The 20,255-nt window shown below is 42.6% G+C and carries 19 protein-coding genes; 8 read left to right on the forward strand and 11 right to left on the reverse strand.

Annotated features, from left to right (window positions below; genetic code table 11):
• The first annotated feature begins 19 nt into the window (after nt 1-19).
• The 4 genes from atpB to atpH all read left to right on the forward strand — a co-directional run bounded on the left by atpB (nt 20) and on the right by atpH (nt 2,687).
• Nucleotides 20-1,114 (forward strand): F0F1 ATP synthase subunit A, encoded by a 1,095-nt coding sequence (gene atpB, locus DSL64_RS11815; protein ID WP_115831097.1) that lies wholly within the window; start codon nt 20-22, stop codon nt 1,112-1,114.
• 47 nt (nt 1,115-1,161) lie between these two features.
• Complete coding sequence (gene atpE / locus DSL64_RS11820) at nt 1,162-1,425, forward strand: ATP synthase F0 subunit C (protein WP_019942415.1); 264 nt, start codon at nt 1,162-1,164, stop codon at nt 1,423-1,425.
• A 180-nt stretch (nt 1,426-1,605) separates the two neighbouring features.
• Complete coding sequence (gene atpF, locus DSL64_RS11825) at nt 1,606-2,100, forward strand: F0F1 ATP synthase subunit B (RefSeq protein WP_229217049.1); 495 nt, start codon at nt 1,606-1,608, stop codon at nt 2,098-2,100.
• 50 nt (nt 2,101-2,150) lie between these two features.
• Complete coding sequence (gene atpH / locus DSL64_RS11830; protein ID WP_115831098.1) at nt 2,151-2,687, forward strand: ATP synthase F1 subunit delta; 537 nt, start codon at nt 2,151-2,153, stop codon at nt 2,685-2,687.
• 76 nt (nt 2,688-2,763) lie between these two features.
• On the opposite strand, the gene DSL64_RS11835 is transcribed toward atpH, so the two are convergent.
• From DSL64_RS11835 to DSL64_RS11885, 11 genes are all read right to left on the reverse strand, one after another.
• Entirely contained in the window at nt 2,764-3,651 is an 888-nt protein-coding gene (locus DSL64_RS11835; RefSeq protein ID WP_115831099.1) for a sugar phosphate isomerase/epimerase family protein, read from the reverse strand.
• A 33-nt stretch (nt 3,652-3,684) separates the two neighbouring features.
• Complete coding sequence (locus tag DSL64_RS11840; RefSeq protein ID WP_115831162.1) at nt 3,685-5,376, reverse strand: carboxylesterase family protein; 1,692 nt, start codon at nt 5,374-5,376, stop codon at nt 3,685-3,687.
• Between the two features lie 150 nt (nt 5,377-5,526).
• Nucleotides 5,527-6,777 carry an OmpA family protein gene (locus tag DSL64_RS11845; protein WP_115831100.1) on the reverse strand — a complete coding sequence of 417 codons (1,251 nt, stop codon included), beginning with the start codon at nt 6,775-6,777 and terminating at the stop codon, nt 5,527-5,529.
• A 145-nt stretch (nt 6,778-6,922) separates the two neighbouring features.
• On the reverse strand, nt 6,923-9,466 hold the full coding sequence (locus tag DSL64_RS11850) for an ATP-dependent Clp protease ATP-binding subunit (RefSeq protein ID WP_115831101.1): 2,544 nt from the start codon (nt 9,464-9,466) through the stop codon (nt 6,923-6,925).
• A 63-nt stretch (nt 9,467-9,529) separates the two neighbouring features.
• Nucleotides 9,530-10,186, reverse strand: coding sequence for a WbqC family protein (locus tag DSL64_RS11855; protein ID WP_229217050.1), 657 nt, complete (start codon nt 10,184-10,186; stop codon nt 9,530-9,532).
• Nucleotides 10,187-10,289: 103 nt separating this feature from the next.
• Nucleotides 10,290-10,916, reverse strand: a complete 627-nt coding sequence (locus tag DSL64_RS11860) for an L-threonylcarbamoyladenylate synthase (protein WP_115831103.1) — start codon at nt 10,914-10,916, stop codon at nt 10,290-10,292.
• Nucleotides 10,917-10,933: 17 nt separating this feature from the next.
• Nucleotides 10,934-11,941 carry a glycosyltransferase family 2 protein gene (locus DSL64_RS11865; RefSeq protein WP_115831104.1) on the reverse strand — a complete coding sequence of 336 codons (1,008 nt, stop codon included), beginning with the start codon at nt 11,939-11,941 and terminating at the stop codon, nt 10,934-10,936.
• Between the two features lie 101 nt (nt 11,942-12,042).
• Nucleotides 12,043-12,981, reverse strand: a complete 939-nt coding sequence (locus DSL64_RS11870; RefSeq protein ID WP_115831105.1) for a YihY/virulence factor BrkB family protein — start codon at nt 12,979-12,981, stop codon at nt 12,043-12,045.
• A gap of 22 nt (nt 12,982-13,003) precedes the next feature.
• Nucleotides 13,004-13,411, reverse strand: coding sequence for an acyl-CoA thioesterase (locus DSL64_RS11875; protein ID WP_115831106.1), 408 nt, complete (start codon nt 13,409-13,411; stop codon nt 13,004-13,006).
• An 84-nt stretch (nt 13,412-13,495) separates the two neighbouring features.
• Nucleotides 13,496-14,533, reverse strand: a complete 1,038-nt coding sequence (mltG, locus tag DSL64_RS11880; RefSeq protein WP_115831107.1) for an endolytic transglycosylase MltG — start codon at nt 14,531-14,533, stop codon at nt 13,496-13,498.
• A 62-nt stretch (nt 14,534-14,595) separates the two neighbouring features.
• Nucleotides 14,596-15,675 carry an Ldh family oxidoreductase gene (locus DSL64_RS11885; RefSeq protein ID WP_115831108.1) on the reverse strand — a complete coding sequence of 360 codons (1,080 nt, stop codon included), beginning with the start codon at nt 15,673-15,675 and terminating at the stop codon, nt 14,596-14,598.
• Between the two features lie 246 nt (nt 15,676-15,921).
• Between DSL64_RS11885 and DSL64_RS11890 the strand changes: the two genes are divergently transcribed.
• The 4 genes from DSL64_RS11890 (at nt 15,922) to DSL64_RS11905 (ending at nt 20,243) form a co-directional block, all read left to right on the forward strand.
• Nucleotides 15,922-16,551 carry a DUF502 domain-containing protein gene (locus DSL64_RS11890; protein WP_115831109.1) on the forward strand — a complete coding sequence of 210 codons (630 nt, stop codon included), beginning with the start codon at nt 15,922-15,924 and terminating at the stop codon, nt 16,549-16,551.
• 79 nt (nt 16,552-16,630) lie between these two features.
• Nucleotides 16,631-17,245, forward strand: a complete 615-nt coding sequence (locus DSL64_RS11895; protein ID WP_115831110.1) for a hypothetical protein — start codon at nt 16,631-16,633, stop codon at nt 17,243-17,245.
• 90 nt (nt 17,246-17,335) lie between these two features.
• Nucleotides 17,336-18,568, forward strand: a complete 1,233-nt coding sequence (locus DSL64_RS11900) for a 3-phosphoshikimate 1-carboxyvinyltransferase (RefSeq protein WP_115831111.1) — start codon at nt 17,336-17,338, stop codon at nt 18,566-18,568.
• Nucleotides 18,569-18,650: 82 nt separating this feature from the next.
• Nucleotides 18,651-20,243, forward strand: coding sequence for an FMN-binding glutamate synthase family protein (locus DSL64_RS11905; RefSeq protein ID WP_115831112.1), 1,593 nt, complete (start codon nt 18,651-18,653; stop codon nt 20,241-20,243).
• Nucleotides 20,244-20,255: the final 12 nt, after the last annotated feature.

Genomic DNA, 20,255 nt, shown 5'->3' on the forward strand with positions numbered 1-20,255 from the left:
CATAGTATTTCAAGCATTTATGTATAAGCATTTCAGACTGTTATTAACCACTGCCCTTGTTGCGGCAACTTGCTTTTTTTCTGCTCCGGCAAACGCCGATGATCATGCACAACACGAGCCTAAAAAGGTAGTGGAAGGCATCAACGACGCAGAGCACAAAATTGAACATAATCTGGAAGAGTCAGAAAAAGAGTTCAACATTGGCGAGATGATTATGCACCACATTGCAGACTCACACGAATGGGAGTTTACACATGGTGTAGTATTGCCGCTTCCGGTAATTCTTTATTCCGAAGACAGAGGTCTTGAAGTATTCTCTTCAGCCAATTTTCACAACGATCACCACGAATACAACGGATACCACCTGGTACACGGAGATTCAGAGCAAATCGTTCCTGTTGATGAATCACGTGTGATCTACGATTTTTCCATCACGAAAAACGTGGCATCCATGCTGATCAGCGCAGTGCTTCTTATTCTGATCTTTACAAGTGTTGCAAAGTCATACAAAAGAGGAAAAGGAAAAGCGCCTAAAGGATTCCAGTCCGCAATGGAAGTGATCATTCTTTTCATCCGTGATGAAGTAGTGAAACCTAACGTAGGTCCTAAATATGAAAGATATTTACCTTACCTGCTGACTCTGTTCTTCTTTATCCTGATTAACAACATCATGGGTCTGCTTCCAGGCTCGGCTAACCTTACAGGTAATATCGCAGTGACAATGACGCTGGCAGTGTTGACATTCATCGTTGTTCACCTGAGAGCTAACGGACACTACTATAAGCACCTTGTTAAGCCTGACGGTGTACCGATTCCTTTATTGCTGATCATGATCCCGGTTGAGATCGTAGGTGTGTTCATGAAGCCTTTCTCTCTGATGGTTCGTTTGTTCGCAAACATCACAGCTGGTCACATCATTCTTTTAAGTCTTTTTGGTCTGATCTTTATATTCCAAAGCTTTATGATTGCTCCGGTAATCTCGGTTTTCGCCCTGTTCCTTAACTTCATTGAGATCATGGTTGCGTTTATCCAGGCTTTCATCTTTACCCTTTTGTCGTCTATGTACATCGGAAGTGCTATTCAGGAGCACAGCCATGCTGACCACGGACACTGATTTTGTATCTCTTTTTTATTAACTATATATTTTAAAACAAAACAATTATGTTGCTTCAAATCTTACTTCAGGCTGCAGAACAAGGTGGTGCAGGTCTAGCTGTTTTCGGTGCTGCTATCGGTGCTGGTCTTGCTGCTATCGGTGCTGGTCTTGGTATCGGTAAAATCGGTGGAAGCGCTGTTGAAGGTATCGCTCGTCAGCCAGAAGCTGCTGGTGCTATCCAGACGGCAATGCTTATCATCGCTGCTCTTATCGAAGCGGTTGCGTTGTTCGCAGCGGTAATCTGTCTGCTTATTTCTTTCAAGCTTTAACAAAGGCTTTGCAAGAAAACGGTCATCCGTTTTCACTTTCTGTTTGTACTAGACTACAGAATGGCACAAAAAATTTACCGTGGGAGCAATAGGCTTCCACGGCTTTTAATAACAAAAGAGGTCAATAATTATTCTGGCAGCAGTTGCCTTACATTTTACCACTAAAACTCATTTAATACTATGTCATTGCTTACTCCTAACCCAGGCCTTATTTTCTGGATGCTGGTGGTATTTTTGCTGGTTGTTTTTATCCTGGCGAAATTTGCATGGAAGCCAATTCTGAATGGTTTGAAAGAACGTGAAAACGAAATTCAGGGTGCACTTGATCTTGCAGAAAGAACAAAGGCGGAAATGGTTCAATTAAAGTCTGACAACGAAAAACTTATTGCTGAAGCTAATGCAGTAAGAGATCGTATACTTCGTGACGCTAAAGCTGCGGCTGACCGCACTATTCAGGAGTCAAAAGATGTAGCTTCTGTTGAAGCGCAGAAAATCATCGAAAGTGCACGTGAAACGATCCGTCAGGAGCAACAGGTTGCAGTTTCTAAAATCCGTAAGGAAGTTGCTACGCTTTCACTGGAAATCGCTGAGAAGGTATTGCAACGCGAATTGAAAGACAAAGAAGCTCAGCAGTCATTGATTTCTGAACTTGCAGCTTCTGCGCGCCTGAACTAATTTTTCTCATTGAGGCCGATAAACCTCATTTTCAATAAAATTCAATTACTATGTCTGTTAGTATAGTTGCAGCCAGATACGCAAAATCGCTGATTGAACTTGCAAAGGAGAAAAATGTTTTGGAAGCAGTATTTGAGGACATGAAATTGTTCAAAGATACAGCAGACAATAACCGCGGACTAATGCTTGCATTGAAAAGCCCTGTAGTACGCCACGAAAAGAAACTTGGCATTCTTAAGTCGCTTTTCGAAAACCGTGTTCATGAAGTGTCTTTTGCTATATTTAATATCATTACCCGTAAGAATCGTGAAGCAATTATCGATTCAATCGCGGAAGAGTTTATCATAGCATACAATAAATTAAAAGGAATTCAAAAGGCTACCGTGGTAACTCCGGTACCTCTTACTGACGAACTTCGTTCTCAATTCAGCAAAATCGTTGCTTCTGCTACTGGCAGTACCATTGAGCTGGAAGAGAAACTGGACGAAAATCTGATCGGAGGCTATATACTTCGTGTAAATGACCGCCAGATTGACGCGTCTATAAAAAGTAAACTCAACGAGTTGAAACTTCAGCTTGCTGATTAATTTTTTTTATCTGCATAATGTGGAAAGACCCGGCTGCAATGCGGCCGGGTCTTCTTTTTTACAGCATTTTTCAGAACTAAACCTTCAGCGCTTTTACGTTCTTAAAGCTTGTCGCAATCGCATCAAACACAGGGCGCTTAGACACATCCTGTTCTACGAAGAAATTGGTAAGCCCCGCCAGTTTTCTCTGGGCAAATATCCTTTTAAAGTCGATAGAACCCGTTCCTACCTCAGCAAAAGACTGATCGCCTTTGTCCATATCCTTTACGTGCCACATTGGGAAACGACCAGGGTACTGTTTGAAAAGATCTACCGGATCAAGACCTGCTTTTGCAACCCAATACAAGTCAAGTTCAAGTTTCACTAGTGCAGGATCAGTTTTTCCCGCGATATAGTCGTAAGGAAGTTCGTCATTCAATTTCTGAAACTCGAAATCGTGGTTGTGGTAAGCAAACTGCAACCCAGCTTTCTTGGCTACCTCTCCTGCTTTGTTGAAAAGATCAACATACTTTTTGTAATCCTCGATAGACTTTCTCTCGCCGGGAGTAAGATATGCACAAACAACATATTTGTGACCCAATTCTGCGGCATCATCTACGGCTTTCTCCCATCCGTTGGACAAGCTTCCCTGATAGCCTGAGTTTTGAACACCTGCACCGTAGTGACCACTCACCGGATTCAACTTATACTTTGCCAATAAAGCTTTCAGCTCCTTCGCAGTTTTACCAAAGAACTTACCTTCGCTGTATCCAAACAATTCAACTTCTTTATATCCGATCGCAGCCACTTTCTGCAATGTACCTTCAAGATCTTTGCTTATAGCGTCACGTAATGTATAAAGCTGTAATCCTACATTAGAGGTCTTCTGAACCTCGAAATCAAAACGGGACAACATTGGAGTCACCAACGCAAATGCGCTGGCTTTGATAAATGATTTCCGGGAAATCTTTTCGTCAACGTTCATTGTATATAAAATAAAAGTAATTAATAGATGTGCTTATTCAGTGATTGTCACTGCACCACTCGCCGCGACCGCCTCCCGCAATTTGCCGGTAAGTTTCCAGAGATCAGACAAATAGCCTTCCGCTACTACGTTATCGCTCTTGCCCTTGTATAAAATCAAATCCTTATATGAGTTTAGTTTCCTATGAGCTACCGGAACAAAAGGCAAACCCCTATCTTCAGAGCCTTCCCACCAGGGCAATCCGGAATTGACCGCTACATAACGTCCGTTAACCGGAAATACGTATAGCAGACCAAAGTCCTTTGCAGACTCTTTCAAATGGACAGGAAGACTGGAGGCGTATTGCGCTACTACAGAATTCGTTTCTTTGGTTCCGAACAGGATCAGATTAGAACTTTCTATATCTGACTTACGCAGTTCTTTATCGGATACAACTCTCGGGAAAAACATCATTCTCCCTAAAAACGGGCCACGATACTGGGCCCAATCTGCCGCTTTTGTAGCAATGGCAATCCTCTTTGCCAGCTCTTCAGCAGATGGGGCATCCTTCGTCCCATACACATATACATGGCGGGAAGAGAATGCATCGAAAATAGGACCTTCTGCACCTTTTCTCTTAGTCAACTGAGTACTGGTATTTAACGGAAGTTTTTTTAAACTCCATTTATTATCAACTTTTTCCAGCGCAATTGTACTGTCTGCCTTTGTATTCAATATTGTTCCGTCCGCATCTATTTTAAAGCTTGTACCTGACTTAAAACGAGGATGATCCTTTAAATTGAATGTAACTGCGTTAAGATTTTTGCTTTTGAAAACCAACGAATTTTCTTTACCTAACTGAGCATCAATATCCGCCAGACTACCCTGTTCTATTTTATCGAATGTTATCCAAAATGCCTTGTTGTACTTATACTGTTTGCTCACAAAGCGCACTTTCGCAGGAAAAGGATCACGTACTGCCGGACCAAACCATTCGAAAATAAACTGGTTGTCGTAAGCATTAACCCAGCTGTCATGTTTGACATTAGCAAACTCCTTATAGAATACTTCAACACCCATATCCTGCAAGTCTGATACCCACTTTCGGGTTCCTTCTACAGGTACCACCGGATCTGCATCACCATGGAAAAAATGTACAGGAAAATTCAATGCATTAGGAGCAAGGTCTTTTGTTCCTGCCGGCGGAGCCGGACATACCGGTGCAATGGCCGCCCAGATATCTGGTCTGGTTAGTCCGATCCACAGTGTACCGCCCCCTCCCATTGAGAGACCCGTCAGATAGATACGGTTTTCATCAATACTGAATCTTTTTTTAACATCGTCAAGCACATCATAAACATCCTGCTCAGGTACGCCCTGGTAGCCTGCTGTTCCTCTTGCCAGAGGTGAAGCTACAATGTAATCCACATCGTCCCAGGCGGGAAAATATCTGCTCGCTTCCACGTCCATTTCGTCTTCTGCATTACTCTTTCCAAAGACACGCCGCAATGCAAGACGGTGATTGGAGCCTGCGCCGTGCAACATCATCACCAACGGATATTTTTTTGCGGGGTCATAATTCTTTGGAAGGTATAAACCATAGGGTTGTTCCGTGTCGTCAACATCGGAAAAGAAAGTGAGCACCTGTGGCCCGGATGGTAACTTTTGTGACCTGGCAGGATGAGAAATCACAAAAAGCAGGCAAATAACAGTGAAAATGTAACCTATTCCGGAATTTGTTTGCATTACCATTGTCAAATATGATGTAGCTCTAAATTTAGGATAAATCCTCCATAGATTCGGACATTAGCGGTATCAAAATATATTTTTTATACAATAAGAACAAAAAAAGACCCGGCGCAAACCGGGTCCTCATGGCTAACAAATCAACAGGATTTACTTCTTTGTAACTCTTACAGCAATTCTACGGTTCTGAGCCCTTCCCTCTTCGGTATCGTTGCTTGCTACAGGATGTTCCGGACCATATCCCTCTGCATCCAATCTTTCCGTAGCTACACCTTCCGATACAATTGCAGCCTTAACGGCATCCGCTCTTTCCTGAGATAACTTTTTATTGATTGCCGCTGTCCCGGTGTTATCTGTATAACCTCCTATTTTCAGAGAGGCAGCTGGAAATGCTTTCAATATCTCAGCAATATTCTTTGTCTGTTCGAGCGACTCTGCACTCAATTTATTACTTCCAGTCTCAAATGTGATCCGATCGAAATTAAACCAGGTTGTTTTGTCAACCAACTTATCTTTGTCTTCAATAAAAGTTACAAGTTTGTTCTCGATACCAAACTCCGGTATATTCAACTCTACACCATTAGGCAACTTTCTTTTAAAGAAACTACCAAGGACTTCCAGACCGTCTTTGATTTTTCCCGCCGTGGAATCAACTAAATCTGAAACTGCAACCGTTGCTGAATCCAAAGCCGCGCCGGTTCCATTAACTACAACCGTTTCATCCTTTTTGCAGGTTTTCAGTATCCATAACAAACCTAATATCGCCAATATAACAATCAGCCAGATCGGCCAGGACGATTTCTTTTTCTCCTCATATTCATGTTTAACATGTGTCTCTTCCGAACCTTTAAAATCTCCCAAATCTTTAAAATTAAGCAGACTACTGAACCCGGCTGGCAAAGCAGCCAGCACCGCATTTTTCTGCCCCATCAAATGGGAAGTAAGTCCCGACAAGCCATAGCCGGATGATTTTACGTCACTCCCAATAATACTCAAAATCAAAGGCGCAACTATACCGATCAGTGAATTGGAAGACGATTGTTTTAAACCGGTATCCTCGGAAATTTTGGCAGATAATCCAGGTAGTGTACCTTCAAAAAACACAGGTAACAACTTCTTTCCGGCAGCCAATATTTGCTGAAACTTATCGCCATTGCTTAATATGTCTGGTAAGTTAGACAGCAGGTTATTTTCTTCGTAACCTCTTACAACTTCGAGTACCTCACCTGCTCCGCGGGTAGTAGAAGCTTTTTGCATAACGGCCCCTAAGACTGATGGCAGAATGGCATTCAAACCATGTTGTACAGCAGAAGGCTCTTCATTCAGCTGGCCCGCTAGTTTTCCTACGTTTGAAGTGTTTAGATAACTCTTGGCTAACTCAAGAATATTGATAGTTGACATAAAAGTGGTGTGTTTGATGTACAGTGAATAAAATCCCCAATGAGACGCCAACCTACCTGGAAGTCACACAAATTCTCAAATAATATGTACAAAAACAGGGCAGATCTTTCGACCTGCCCTGCAGCATTATAATTTATCTGAAAAGTTAGTTAGCTAACTCCTCTTCCTTCTTTCTTACTTTGATCGTTAACTCCTCTGAGTTTTCCTCATGATTCGCAACCAGAACATCTCCTTCTCTCAAATCACCCTTCAGAATCTCTTCCGCAACAGGATCTTCAAGATATTTTTGAATGGCTCTGTTCAAAGGACGGGCACCATATTGCGGGTCATATCCTTTCTCTGACAAAAAGTCTTTCGCAGCTACGGTCAATTCGATTTCATAACCCAAACCTTTTACGCGGCTGAACAATTTACCAAGAGAAATATCAATAATCTGGTGCAGATCTTCTCTCTGAAGAGAATTGAACACGATCACATCATCCAAACGGTTCAGGAACTCAGGTGAAAATGCCTTACGCAAAGCACTCTGAATTGTTCCTTTCATGATATCATCCAGATTTTCAGTCTTCGCTTTGGTAGAGAAACCAATACCGGCACCGAAATCTTTCAGGTCACGCGCTCCGATGTTCGAAGTCATGATAATGATCGTATTACGGAAATCAACTCTGCGACCCAAACCGTCAGTTAAGATACCGTCGTCCAAAACCTGAAGCAGGATATTGAATACATCAGGGTGCGCCTTTTCAATCTCATCCAGCAGTACTACACTGTAAGGCTTTCTTCTGATTTTTTCAGTCAACTGGCCACCTTCTTCGTAGCCAACATATCCCGGAGGTGCTCCAACCAGACGAGATACACTGAATTTCTCCATGTACTCACTCATATCGATACGCACCAGCGAATCATCTTTATCAAACAGATAAGTAGACAGAACTTTCGCCAGCTCGGTTTTACCCACACCTGTTGGTCCAAGAAAGATAAACGATCCGATTGGTTTCTTAGGATCTTTCAACCCTACACGTGTACGCTGAATTGCTTTCACAAGTTTCTCAATCGGAGGATTCTGACCGATAACCTTCGCTTTTAATTCATCGGCCATGTGCAGCAATTTCTTGCCTTCATCCATCGAAACATTGGTAACAGGAATACCAGTCATCATCGCTACTACCTCTGCTACATTATGCTCAGTAACTGTATAGCGTTTTTGTTTCGTTTCCTCTTCCCAAGCCTGTTTTGCACGCTCCAACTGATCGATCAACTTTTTCTCACGATCTCTCAATTGCGCAGCTTCTTCGTATTTCTGGCTTTTTACAACACGATTTTTCTCCTGTTTGATATTCTCGATTTGTTCTTCCAAAGCAAGAATGTCTTCAGGAACCGTAATGTTGCTGATGTGCACACGAGCACCCACCTCATCCAGTACGTCAATCGCTTTATCAGGCAGGAATCTGTCTGTGATATATCTCTCAGACAACTTTACAGCTGTACTGATCGCTTCCGGTGTATAATTAACGTGGTGATGTTCTTCGTATTTATCCTTGATGTTTTCAAGAATCTGAATGGTTTCCTCAATTGAAGTAGCGTCTACCATTACCATCTGGAAACGACGGGCTAACGCGCCATCTTTTTCTATGTACTGGCGGTACTCGTCTAGAGTGGTAGCACCAATACATTGAATTTCTCCACGTGACAATGCCGGCTTAAACATATTGGATGCATCCAAAGAACCTGACGCACCACCAGCTCCTACGATTGTATGAAGTTCATCAATGAAAAGAATTACATCCGGAGATTTTTCCAGTTCATTCATAACCGCTTTCATTCTTTCTTCAAACTGTCCGCGGTACTTCGTTCCTGCAACAAGAGAAGCAAGATCAAGCGTTACCACACGTTTCCCGAAAAGAACTCTTGAAACCTTTTTCTGAACAATTCTCAGAGCAAGACCTTCGGCAATCGCAGTTTTACCAACTCCGGGTTCACCTATCAGAATCGGGTTATTTTTCTTGCGACGACTAAGTATCTGGGCTACGCGTTCGATTTCCTTTTCACGACCAACGATAGGATCTAATTTTCCAACTTCAGCCATTTTTGTCAAATCACGACCAAAGTTATCCAGTACAGGAGTACGTGACTTTTCTCCGCCTTTAGCTTCTTTTCCAGAAGCCTGGCCGCTACCTCCTCCACCGAACATGCCACCTCTTGCTTCGTCGTCTCCGTCTTCGGTTTCCGGCCCCATGTGAGGTCTCGAACCAGATGATTGATATTCCAGCATTTCTTTAATGACTTCGTAATTAACGTTAAACTTATGTAAGATCTGAGTGCCTACATTATCTTCATCTCTCAGGATGGACAGTAGTAAATGCTCAGTACCTATCAGAGGGCTTTTAAATATTTTCGCCTCCAGGTAAGTAATCTTAAGCACCTTTTCCGACTGTCGGGTCAAAGGGATATTCTGGAGATTTTTTACATTATTAGTAGCAGCACCCTTGGTTGCCTGCTCAATGGTCTGTCGGACGTCGTCCAGCGAAACCCCCAGCTTCTTCAGCAGCCCAATCGCCACTCCATCGCCCTCACGAATCATTCCTAATAATAAGTGTTCGGCACCAATGTAATCATGCCCCAGCCGTAGCGCTTCTTCCCGGCTCAGAGAGATTACTTCTTTCACTCTATTCGAAAATTTTGCTTCCATTATGCAGCAATAAAAGTGTTTACTATTCTAAACGCTACATGAACCATCTTTGTTCAATAAGCTTTATCGACTCTTCAAGGATCTTAACAAAACACTTTTTGCTTCCGGCCCCATATTAAAAATCAGATCAACAATACTAAGATTACTCACAAAATCATTCCCAAAGGTCTGATAATAGGGTTCGGGTGCATAATATTTGAAAATATACCCCGCTTTTTTATTGTTAATTTGAGAAATCTCATTCAAAACGCCATTTTCGCCATTTTTAGTACCTGACAAATTGTACGTTACTCTATTCTTAATGCCTACCAATCTAAGACAAATTGTCAATAATTCATAATTCAGATCGATCAGGAAGTTATACTTCTTCTGAAATATACCTAAAAATTCAGGGGCGTAGTACTCATAAAACGGCGACTTTCCGTAAGCAGCCTGCAAACACCCAAGATGACGCCTTACCCAATCCTGGCTATAGTCTATTTTCACATCTTTTGTCAAACCGTGATTATCGATACTGACAGGAACCGTGAGTGTATCCACTTTATTGGCGGTTAAAACCTGACACCGGTTGCGGAAAGTCTGCTTCACATACCGCTCTTCAACGTCAATCCAGATGTGATCGTAATGAAGTATACAAGCGAAATATTCCAGACTGGGAAGATACTGCAATTCAATGCGCGCCTCCCGTGAAGGCAGTTCATTTACAGGTGATTGTGGCACTATCAAATATGGGAAACGGGAGCGAGATTATCAAAAAAACAATAACAAATATTTTGTATATATGCTAATATTCAACTCCAACTTAATTATATACAAAATTACTCTAAAGAAAGACTGACGTATCCCCAAGCCCCTCCCTTACAATTTCAAAATCGTCGCCATCAGCCTTTATGATCGTGGATCCTATGTTTCCTCCATATCCGCCATCTATCACGATATCTACCTGGTGCTGAAACTTTTCGAATATTAGTTCGGGATCCGTAGAATACTCAATCACTTCATCATCATCTTTTATAGATGTGGTAACGATTGGATTGCCGAGCGCTTTAACGATTTCACGGGGAATATTATGATCAGGAATACGAATACCAACCGTCTTTTTATTGGTATTTAACAACTTGGGAACACTATTATTAGCATTCAAAATAAAAGTATAGGGACCGGGAAGGACTCTTTTCATCATCTTAAATGCTACATTTCCTACCCTTGCATAGTCAGCAATATGGCTCAAATCATAGCAGATAAATGAAAAGTCGTTTTTCTGAGGTTTGATACCTTTTATACGCGCTATCTTTTCGACAGCCCGTGTATTAAAAATATCACATCCCAGACCATACACCGTATCCGTCGGGTAAATGACCAGACCTCCATCTTTGAGGCATTCAACAACCTGACGAATTCGTCTCTCATCAGGATTTTCAGGATATATTTTGATTAATTCTGCGGGCATGGCGGAAATTAGCTTTTTTAGTGAACAATATCAAAAGCTAAATCCTTCCCTGAAGTGATTAATTTATAGATATTGTTGATATAGAACCGATACAGAGAATTGACCGGGATATGTAATCGGCACAGAAATACAATCATCTCCGTCTTCCAGCCAGGGTTTTCTATATAATTAAGTAATTTCCTAAATTTTAATGCCAGATCGAATTCCTGAGCATAAAGACATTTTCTGATGAAGCTTCGGATCCTGTTTGCCAGCAAATCAAATTCTTCCTGATCCCGATTTAAATCGTAGGCTTTGTTACAAACCGTATAACAACTATCCAGGATACCACTTCCTTTTTCCAGAATCTGGAATTTAAGAGAATTAGGAACATCTCTTTTCGAAGTCAGGATTTCATCGAGGTAATAATATTTATAAGCAGAAGCAGAACGTATCCAAAAATCAAAGTCTTCAAATGCCAAAGACTCATCATAGCCTCCAAGGTGTTTCAGCACACTCGTCCGCATCATCATTGTTGGTGTACAGATAAAATATTTCTCCAGAACACGCTTATATACATCTCCGCTTGGCACTGTTCCTATCGCTTTCCCTTCAGCGTCAATTTGAAAATGATACTGAAGATGCTTTCCATCCACGTCTATGTACCTGGCATTGGAGAACACTACGGCATAGTCTTCCGAACAGGACTCAAATGCTGCAACCTGACTTGATATCCTGTTTGGAAAAAATACGTCGTCACCTGATAAGTCAATCACATATTTCCCTTCTGCTATCGCAAGTCCCTGATTGAAAGCTTTACAGAGGCCTTTATTAAACACATTTCGGATTAAAGTTAGCTCAGGATGAATCTCCCTTGCCGCCTCTATCAGATTTAACGTATTGTCGGCACTTGCATTATCAATAACAATGAGCTGAATATTGGGATAATCCTGGGCAAAAACGGCAGAAAGGCATTCGCCTATAAACCTTTCATGGTTATAGGTCGTCAAAATAACACTTACGAGGGGTTGTTTTCTATCTTCCATCCTTCTGTGAACCACCTGTATTAACTGGTAATTTTAAACGATTATAATAACCGTAAGTCACAAAAATCCGAAATAATACTACAAAACAGAAGACCTACTTATTATTCGGTTCCAGCCTTCCGAAGTCGCTGACGCACACGTCGTTTGGCGGTATCAATACTTGCGTTTACCTCGAAACCCAGAATAATTACAAAAGCAAGCAAGTAATACCAGATCATCAGCGCTATCAGCGTCCCGATAGAACCGTATAGCTTGTTATAAGAACTGAACCGCGATAGATAGAAAGAGAAACCAAGGGTTGCCACTAAAATGAGTACAGAAGCAATAACAGTACCAAAGTTAAAAAGCGTGTAGCGCTTGCCTTGGCTCGGGGCGAAACGATAAATCAACGATATAGCCAACATCAGTGCACCGAAAGTAATCAGGTAACGTGTAACGTTAAACAGGAAAACCACCCAGCTATTCTGAAAAATATTCCATCCACTCAGATAGTTGATAACGGCGTCGCCTACAATAAGCATCAGTATTGCGACAACCACTACAGCAATAAGTAGTAATGTAAGTAAAATGGCAATACCACGTTTCTTTAAAAACCCTCTGGTTTCCTGTTCTTCGAATACGACATCAAAAGAATGCATTAAAGACATCATCCCATTGGTCGAGGCGATCATGGTGAAGATGAAACCAAAGGAAAGTACACCACGGCGAGGTCTGCTAAGAATATCCATAATAGTCTGGTCAGCATCTTCATATATGCCCCGGGGCATCGCCTCCTGTAGCATCGTCATAATCTGCTTGTCCAGATCCGCAATCGGGATATATGGAATGAGTGTAAAAAGAAAGATAATCGCAGGAAAAGAGGCAAGTGTCAGGCTGTAAGCAACTGCAGACGCTCTCTGGTCTATATCAAATTTTCTGTTGCTATGGACAAGATTCAGCAGAATCTCATAAAGAGATATTGTACCGCGAAATAAGGTATTCCTTTGAGCCCAGAGAATCAGCTGCTTGATATGCCGGTTTCTCAACAGTTTTTCAAGCATAGTATGCGTCTTAAGATTCAGTTTAAAAATACGGTTTCAATTTTTCGAGCAGTCGGTCGGGTGCCATGCACAATTTGGCATTATCCATACGCTGAAAAACAAGGGTGGTCTCGCCGGTATTTAATAAATCGCCATCCTGATTACGGATCTCGTAATGAAAAATTACGCGAACACGGGGCATTTCATTTAAAGTCACCTTGATACTCAGCAAATCGTCGTAACGGGCAGGTTTCAGATATCTTGACCGGTTTTCATAAACGGGCATCATTACCCCTTCACCCTCCATCGCCTTGTAATGAAAATCGATGCTCCTTAATGCTTCCACCCTACCGATTTCATAGTATCTGGCATAGTTTCCATAATAAACATATCCCATTTGGTCTGTGTCCGCGTAACGTACTCTGATTCCTTTTACTTCGTATGAAAACATGTAAATATTTTATAATTCTGTTTAAAAACAAGAGCCGGATGAATCGTCAACCCTTCATCCGGCTTTCTGGTATTTACATCTATCTTATTTCATAATGTTCAATCTGTTAAGCTCAGCCTGATACATACGGGCATTGTTCAGATGGTCGGGATAAGTTTTGGCAAATGCATGATAACCTGACAAATCTGCTTTGGCACACATGTACAAATACTCGTGTTTGTCATAATTTAATACCGCATCCAGCGACTTAAAATCAGCCACGCGAATAGGCCCCGGAGGCAAACCTATATTCACATAAGTATTGTAAGGAGACTTCACCCTTAGCTGATCATTCAGAATGCGTTTAATTGCAAAATCCTGCAACGCAAATTTGATGGTAGGATCGGCTTGTAACGGCATCTGAGCATTGAGGCGATTCATATACAAACCTGCTACTCTTGGTCTCTCATCTACCTTACGCGCCTGCTCTTCTTCAACGATTGATGCAAGAATAGACACCTGTACAGGTGTCAGACCGATTTGTTTGGCTTTTGATAAGCGCTCTTCATTCCAGAATTTTTTATACTCTGAGTGCATCCTGTCAAGGAACTTCTCCGTACCCGTGGTCCAGTATATCTCATAAGTATTAGGCAGGAACATCGAAACAATCGTGAGTGTATCCAAACCATATTTACGACACACTTCCTGGTCATTCAAAGCCTTTCTGAAATTATCTTCTCCAAATTCAAAACGGCTGCCGATTCTACGGATCAGGTCTTCCTTCAAACGGATGTTATTAAAGGTCAACTTTACAGCATCCTGTTCACCGGATACGAGCTTTTTTACAGCCTGATAATTGGTTGTATTCGGTTTAAAAACATAACGACCCGGTTTGATATTCTCGGGATAGTCAAGGAATTTTGCCAGAAAACGGAATGAAATCTGGTCGGTAATGACCTCATGTTTGTTCAATGAGTCCAGTACCGTTTTGTAATCAGCGCCTTCAGGTATTAATAAGGCAAAGCTCGACTCCTTGTCAGCCTGAATATTCGGCGTTTTGAAAATCTGCCAAAAGTAAAAAGTGAATGTAGTGGTCAGAATCGCTATCGTGACAAACAACCCTACTTTAAAATTACGCGACATGGTGGTTAGCTTTAAGCTGTTAGTGGTGAGCCATCAGCCATTTAGATAATTAAATTGTACAATTATAAATTACTTTCAAAACTGATACCGAAGCGCTTTGCCAATTCTGATAGTGACAAAACGACCGGTTCAAGCAACTCGATACCTTCAACACTTCTGACTGCTTCAATTTCCCTTTCAGGGTCACCAGGAATCAGTACACGTTTACCTTTCACAGCCTTTGCTCCCCGGAATGCACCAATCCATTTATCCATATCTTTTTTGAATTCGTCGGCAGGCCTGAAACCGTCGATACGCATCGCGCCCAGAAAGTGGCCGGTTCCCAAGCCTACTCCTTCCTGCGCAGACATAAATCCGGCAGTGGCAAATGGCGGAACCCATGGACCAAAATTAGCGCCTGACAACACACCCGAAAAAATATCAACAATGGCTCCCAGCCCGTATCCTTTGTGGCTCCCATGTTCTCTGTCTGAACCCAGCGGAAGCAATCCGCCGCCGCTTTTCACAGCATTGGAATCTGTAGTATCTTCTCCCTTAGCATCCTGCGCCCAGCCCAATGGTGCCGGCAAACCTTTGCGCTGCAGAATTTCGAACTTTCCATACGCTACAGCAGTAGAAGCAAAATCAGCAACAAACGGAGGTTCATTTAATGCTGGTACGGCCACTGCGATTGGATTGGTACCCAATAGTTTTTCCAATGAAAAAGTAGGTGTCACAAGCGGTGCTGCATTAGTCATGGTCATTCCGATCATTTCCTTCTGAAGAGCGAGCATGGCATGGTAGCCGGCAATTCCAAAATGATTGGAATTACGTACAGACACCCAGCCTGAACCCACTTTTTCCGCTTTCTCCATCGCAATTTCCATTGCACGTGGTGCTACTACCAACCCCAATCCCTTGTCTCCATCCACTACCGCAGTACTGGGCGTTTCATGCACAACTTTTATATTAGGAGTAGGATTAAGCCGGCCATGATCATAAAGGCGGACGTAACCAGCGAGCCGCGCAATTCCGTGAGAATCAACTCCTCTCAAATCGGCACTCACCAACACTTCTGCTGCCAGTCTGGCCTCTTCGGGCCTGCAACCAATAGCTAAAAATACTTCTTCTGTAAAATGCTTTAAATAACTTGCCTGATACATATATGGTCAAAAATGTGCGATACTATTTACAAAGAAGCCTCCGGCACGAAATACCAACCTACTTCGCCGGGTGCAAATATCCATATTACATTAACATCGTCCAATATTTTACCATTCCAATAATATCGGCAGCGGATCATTAATCTTTTACCCCCAAATGCACGTATAATGCTGAAATAAGTGAAAATTTGTAGTGAAAACAGCTGATTCAGCTTTTCAACTCTCTTTTATTAGCATGAAATATACATGGAAATAAGAAACAGCTTTTTGAAACGAATCCTCAGTTATTTTATCCGCGGACTTGTTTTGGTAGCTCCGTTGTACGCAACCGCCCTTATTATCTGGACGGGGATAGAGTTTCTGGATAACATCATCCCGATCAATGTTCCCATCTCAGGAAGAAAAGACGTATACCTTCCCGGCCTGGGCGGACTCATCATTATCGGTGGGATTGTATTGCTTGGATTTTTCTTTTCAACAGTTGTACCGCAATCCTTTTTGCGGTTCACAGAGAGCATCATGCGGAGAATTCCGTTGGTAAGCCTGATCTATTACTCCATTAAAGATCTCATTCTCGCGTTCGTAGGGGATAAGAAAAAATTCAATCAGCCTGTGCTTGTTACTGTGTACAAGGATACGGGTATAAAAAAAATCGGTTTCATTACACAAACAGATCTTAGTCATCTCCATATTGAGGAGCATGTGGCGGTATATATGCCGTTTTCCTATTCTCTGTCAGGCGAATTATTTATTGTGCCTGCTGAAAATGTTACGGTTTTGGATACAAGTGCTACTGATGTGATGAAAATGGTCATTTCCGGCGGTGTGTCAGTGAAAATCTCCAAAGAAGAGAGTGAAATTGATGAAGAGCAATAGTGCAGTTGCAAGCAACATTGCGCACGCTTTACCCGTTTTAAAGGAATGATTGCCTATCTTTGAACGATTCCTTTTTTACATGAAACAATATCTTACAATACTATTCTTACTGGCGGTCGGACATTTTACAGCTTCGGCCCAGGATCAGTACGATCCGCAAAAAGCGCTTTCCAGTGAAGAAATTTTCCTTAAACAAAACAGTAACAACAAGGTAATAGCCACTCCGGGTCAGAAATATATCGTTCTCGATGCTTCTCCCGCAATAGGAGGATTTCACCGCTACAGATTTTTCCCGGGAGATAATATCAAGTTCAGACTCAAAAACGAATCAATCCGCTTTAATGAACTGATCACCGGCGTTACCGATTCATCCTTCACTATAGGAACGGTGAATGAAGTCATGAAAAGAATGGATTATCAGGATGTACTTCTGAAAGACATTCGCCTGCTGAAAGTGTCACGTCGTATTCCATTTGTGACGCAGGCAGCCTATTTGCTCCCTTTTGCAGGACTGATTTACGTAGGTGCTGATTTCTTCAACAGAGGTATCGACAACAAACGCTTTACCACCGACGGATCCACACTGATTGTAGGAGGTGCCATTGTAGCTACAGGTATATTTTGCTACAAAGTTTCATTTTCATCCCTTAAGATCAACAACAGAAATAAGTTGAAAGTATTGGAAACATACTGACGCCAACCCTGTAAACACTTCATCGTACAGCAAGCCTATTGAAATTTCAAATCCACCATTTTTTGCTCCAATAACCTGTTATTCAATAAAGTGAAATCTATACTTGTTCATCCGCCTCAGAATCCCATAGCTACAGAAATTAAACTTGCTGCATCCAAAAGTGAGTGTAACAGAGCGCTGATTATCAATGCGCTGACCGGATTTACTTCTGAACTTACCAACATTTCTGAGGCACGTGATTCACAAACCATGTTACGTCTGCTGGCTTCTGACGAGGAAACCGCTGATGTAATCGACGCCGGAACAACCATGCGCTTTCTGACTGCCTATTTCGCAGTGACCAATCAGAAAAAACGCATGACAGGCACGCCAAGAATGTGCGAGCGCCCGATCGGAATTCTGGTAGATGCTTTGAGAACACTTGGAGCAGATATTCAATATGAAAAAGTGGAAGGTTATCCTCCGCTGTTACTGAATGGATTTAAGTATTCAGGACAAAATACTGTTAGCATACGCGGCAATGTCAGCAGCCAATATATCTCTGCCTTACTCCTTATAGCTCCGTCTTTACCGGAAGGTATCACCATTCAGCTTGAAGGAGAAGTAGGCTCACGCCCGTATATCGAAATGACGCTGAAGCAGATGGCTGCTTTCGGAGTGGATTATCAGGCAGACTGGCACACGAATACATTGCACGTACCTGCTTCGAAATACAAATCAACTCCTTACGCCATCGAGTCAGACTGGTCAGGAGCAAGCTACTGGTACAGCATCGTCGCTTTGGCAGAAAATGCTGAAGTAGAATTACTGGGTCTGAAAGAAGATTCGCTTCAGGGCGACAGCGCTATTGCCGAAATCATGAGCCACCTGGGAGTTGAAAGTATTTTCACTGAAAGAGGTGTTTTACTACGTAAAATAGCTCCTTCGCCATCTATAGGATGGGATTTTACAGACTGCCCCGATCTTGCCCAGACAGTTGCCGTTTGCTGTGCAATGAAAAATATTCCTCTGTCATTAACAGGCATTGAGAGTTTAAAAATAAAAGAAACAGACCGTGTGCTCGCACTCCAACAGGAACTTCAAAAACTGGGTGCCGAGTTAAAAGAAATTGAGACCAATCACCTATACCGTGTTTCACGTATAGCCGATTTTCCTGATACGACACCGTCTATTCACACGTATGACGACCACCGCATGGCCATGGCCTTTGCTCCAGTTGGTATGATGCATCCTATATTGATTGAGGAGCCGGGCGTAGTGGTGAAATCGTATCCGGGTTACTGGAACGATCTTGCCAAAGTGACGACCTGGGAAGAAGTATAGTATAAAGGGTCCGTCAGGATAATATGGCTAAACTTTATTATCTTGACGGATTCATCATACTGTATTCTGAACTAGTTACCAAATGGAGTCCTTTTTTCATTTCCTCTCAGTTATCCCGATCTGGGTTTATATTATTGTCCTGTTACTGGCTATCGCGCTCAGGGACATTTTTCAGAAAAAACATACCATCCAACATAATTTCCCGCTTGTAGGTCACTTCCGCTACCTGATTGAGACCATAGGGCCTGAGTTACGCCAATACATCGTTGCCAACAACAGAGAGGAACTTCCCTTCAATCGCAGACAACGTTCCTGGATTTACGCCTCCTCCAAGAAGGAAAACAACTACCAGGGATTCGGTACGGATCAGGATATGACAGAGCCTGGTTATGTGCTCATTAAGCCGGCTATGCTTCCTTATCAGCTGCCTGTCTCTCATCCGCACCATGTGATCAATGCGAAGGATCCCAATCATTACACAATTCCAAGTGCCAAAGTAATCGGAGAATACCACAGCCGAAAACGTCCTTATCGTCCCCGTTCGATCGTCAATGTGAGTGCGATGAGTTTCGGCTCGCTTTCTGCAAGAGCTATAGAATCCCTGAACAAAGGCTCTTTTGAATTCGGCAACTACCACAATACCGGCGAAGGCGGGCTTTCGCCTTATCATCAGTATGGAGCCGATATAGTGTTCAATATGGGAACTTCTTACTTCGGAGTACGCGATGACGACGGAAACTTTGTAATGGAAAAGCTGGTCAGAATGACTGAGTCAAAACCCGCCGTGCGGCTGATTGAGCTCAAACTATCGCAGGGCGCCAAACCGGGCAAGGGTGGTGTTCTTCCTGCCAGTAAAATCACAGAAGAAATTGCTGAGATCCGCCAGGTACCTCTTGGTAAGGATATCGTATCACCTCCATACCACAGCGCTTTTTCAGGGGTGAGGGGCATGGTAGATTTTATTGAACAAATGGCTGCTGAAACCGGATTACCGGTTGGAATTAAATCGGCTGTCGGGAAGACCGATATGTGGGAAGAACTGGCAGATATTATGGTAGAAACCGGGAAGGGACCCGACTTCATTACCATCGATGGCGGTGAGGGTGGCACCGGAGCTGCTCCTCCTTCATTTGCAGACCACGTGTCCCTTCCTTTGGTTTTTGCTTTCAGTACCGTTTACAAAATATTTCAAAAAAGAAACCTTACTGATAAAATCACCTTTATTGCCTCGGGAAAACTGGGGCTACCTGCTCAGGCGATCATGGCATTTTCTATGGGTGCCGATGTGATCAACGTAGCGCGGGAAGCGATGATGGCCATCGGATGTATACAGGCTCAGACTTGCCATACCAACCGCTGCCCGACGGGTATTGCCACAAACAACAAATGGCTGGAAGCAGGTATTGACCCGGCACTTAAAAGCGCCCGGTTCAGGAATTATGTACAGACATTTTCGAAAGAAATCATTGAACTCACGCATGCTGCAGGCTACGAGCATCCGTGTCAGTTTGGGATGAATGACATTGATATATCTATGGGCGATAATAACAAAACTGTTCCGCTGGCTGATAATTACGGCTATCTGAAATCGATAGTTCCTTATTCGGGAATTGATGCATTATTGGAATGCAAGCATTTGGGGGGAAGAAAAAAAGCTGCTCCGGCGACAGCCTGAAACACGTTGATC

The sequence above is a fragment of the Dyadobacter luteus genome (assembly GCF_003383615.1).
GTDB lineage: Bacteria > Bacteroidota > Bacteroidia > Cytophagales > Spirosomataceae > Dyadobacter > Dyadobacter luteus.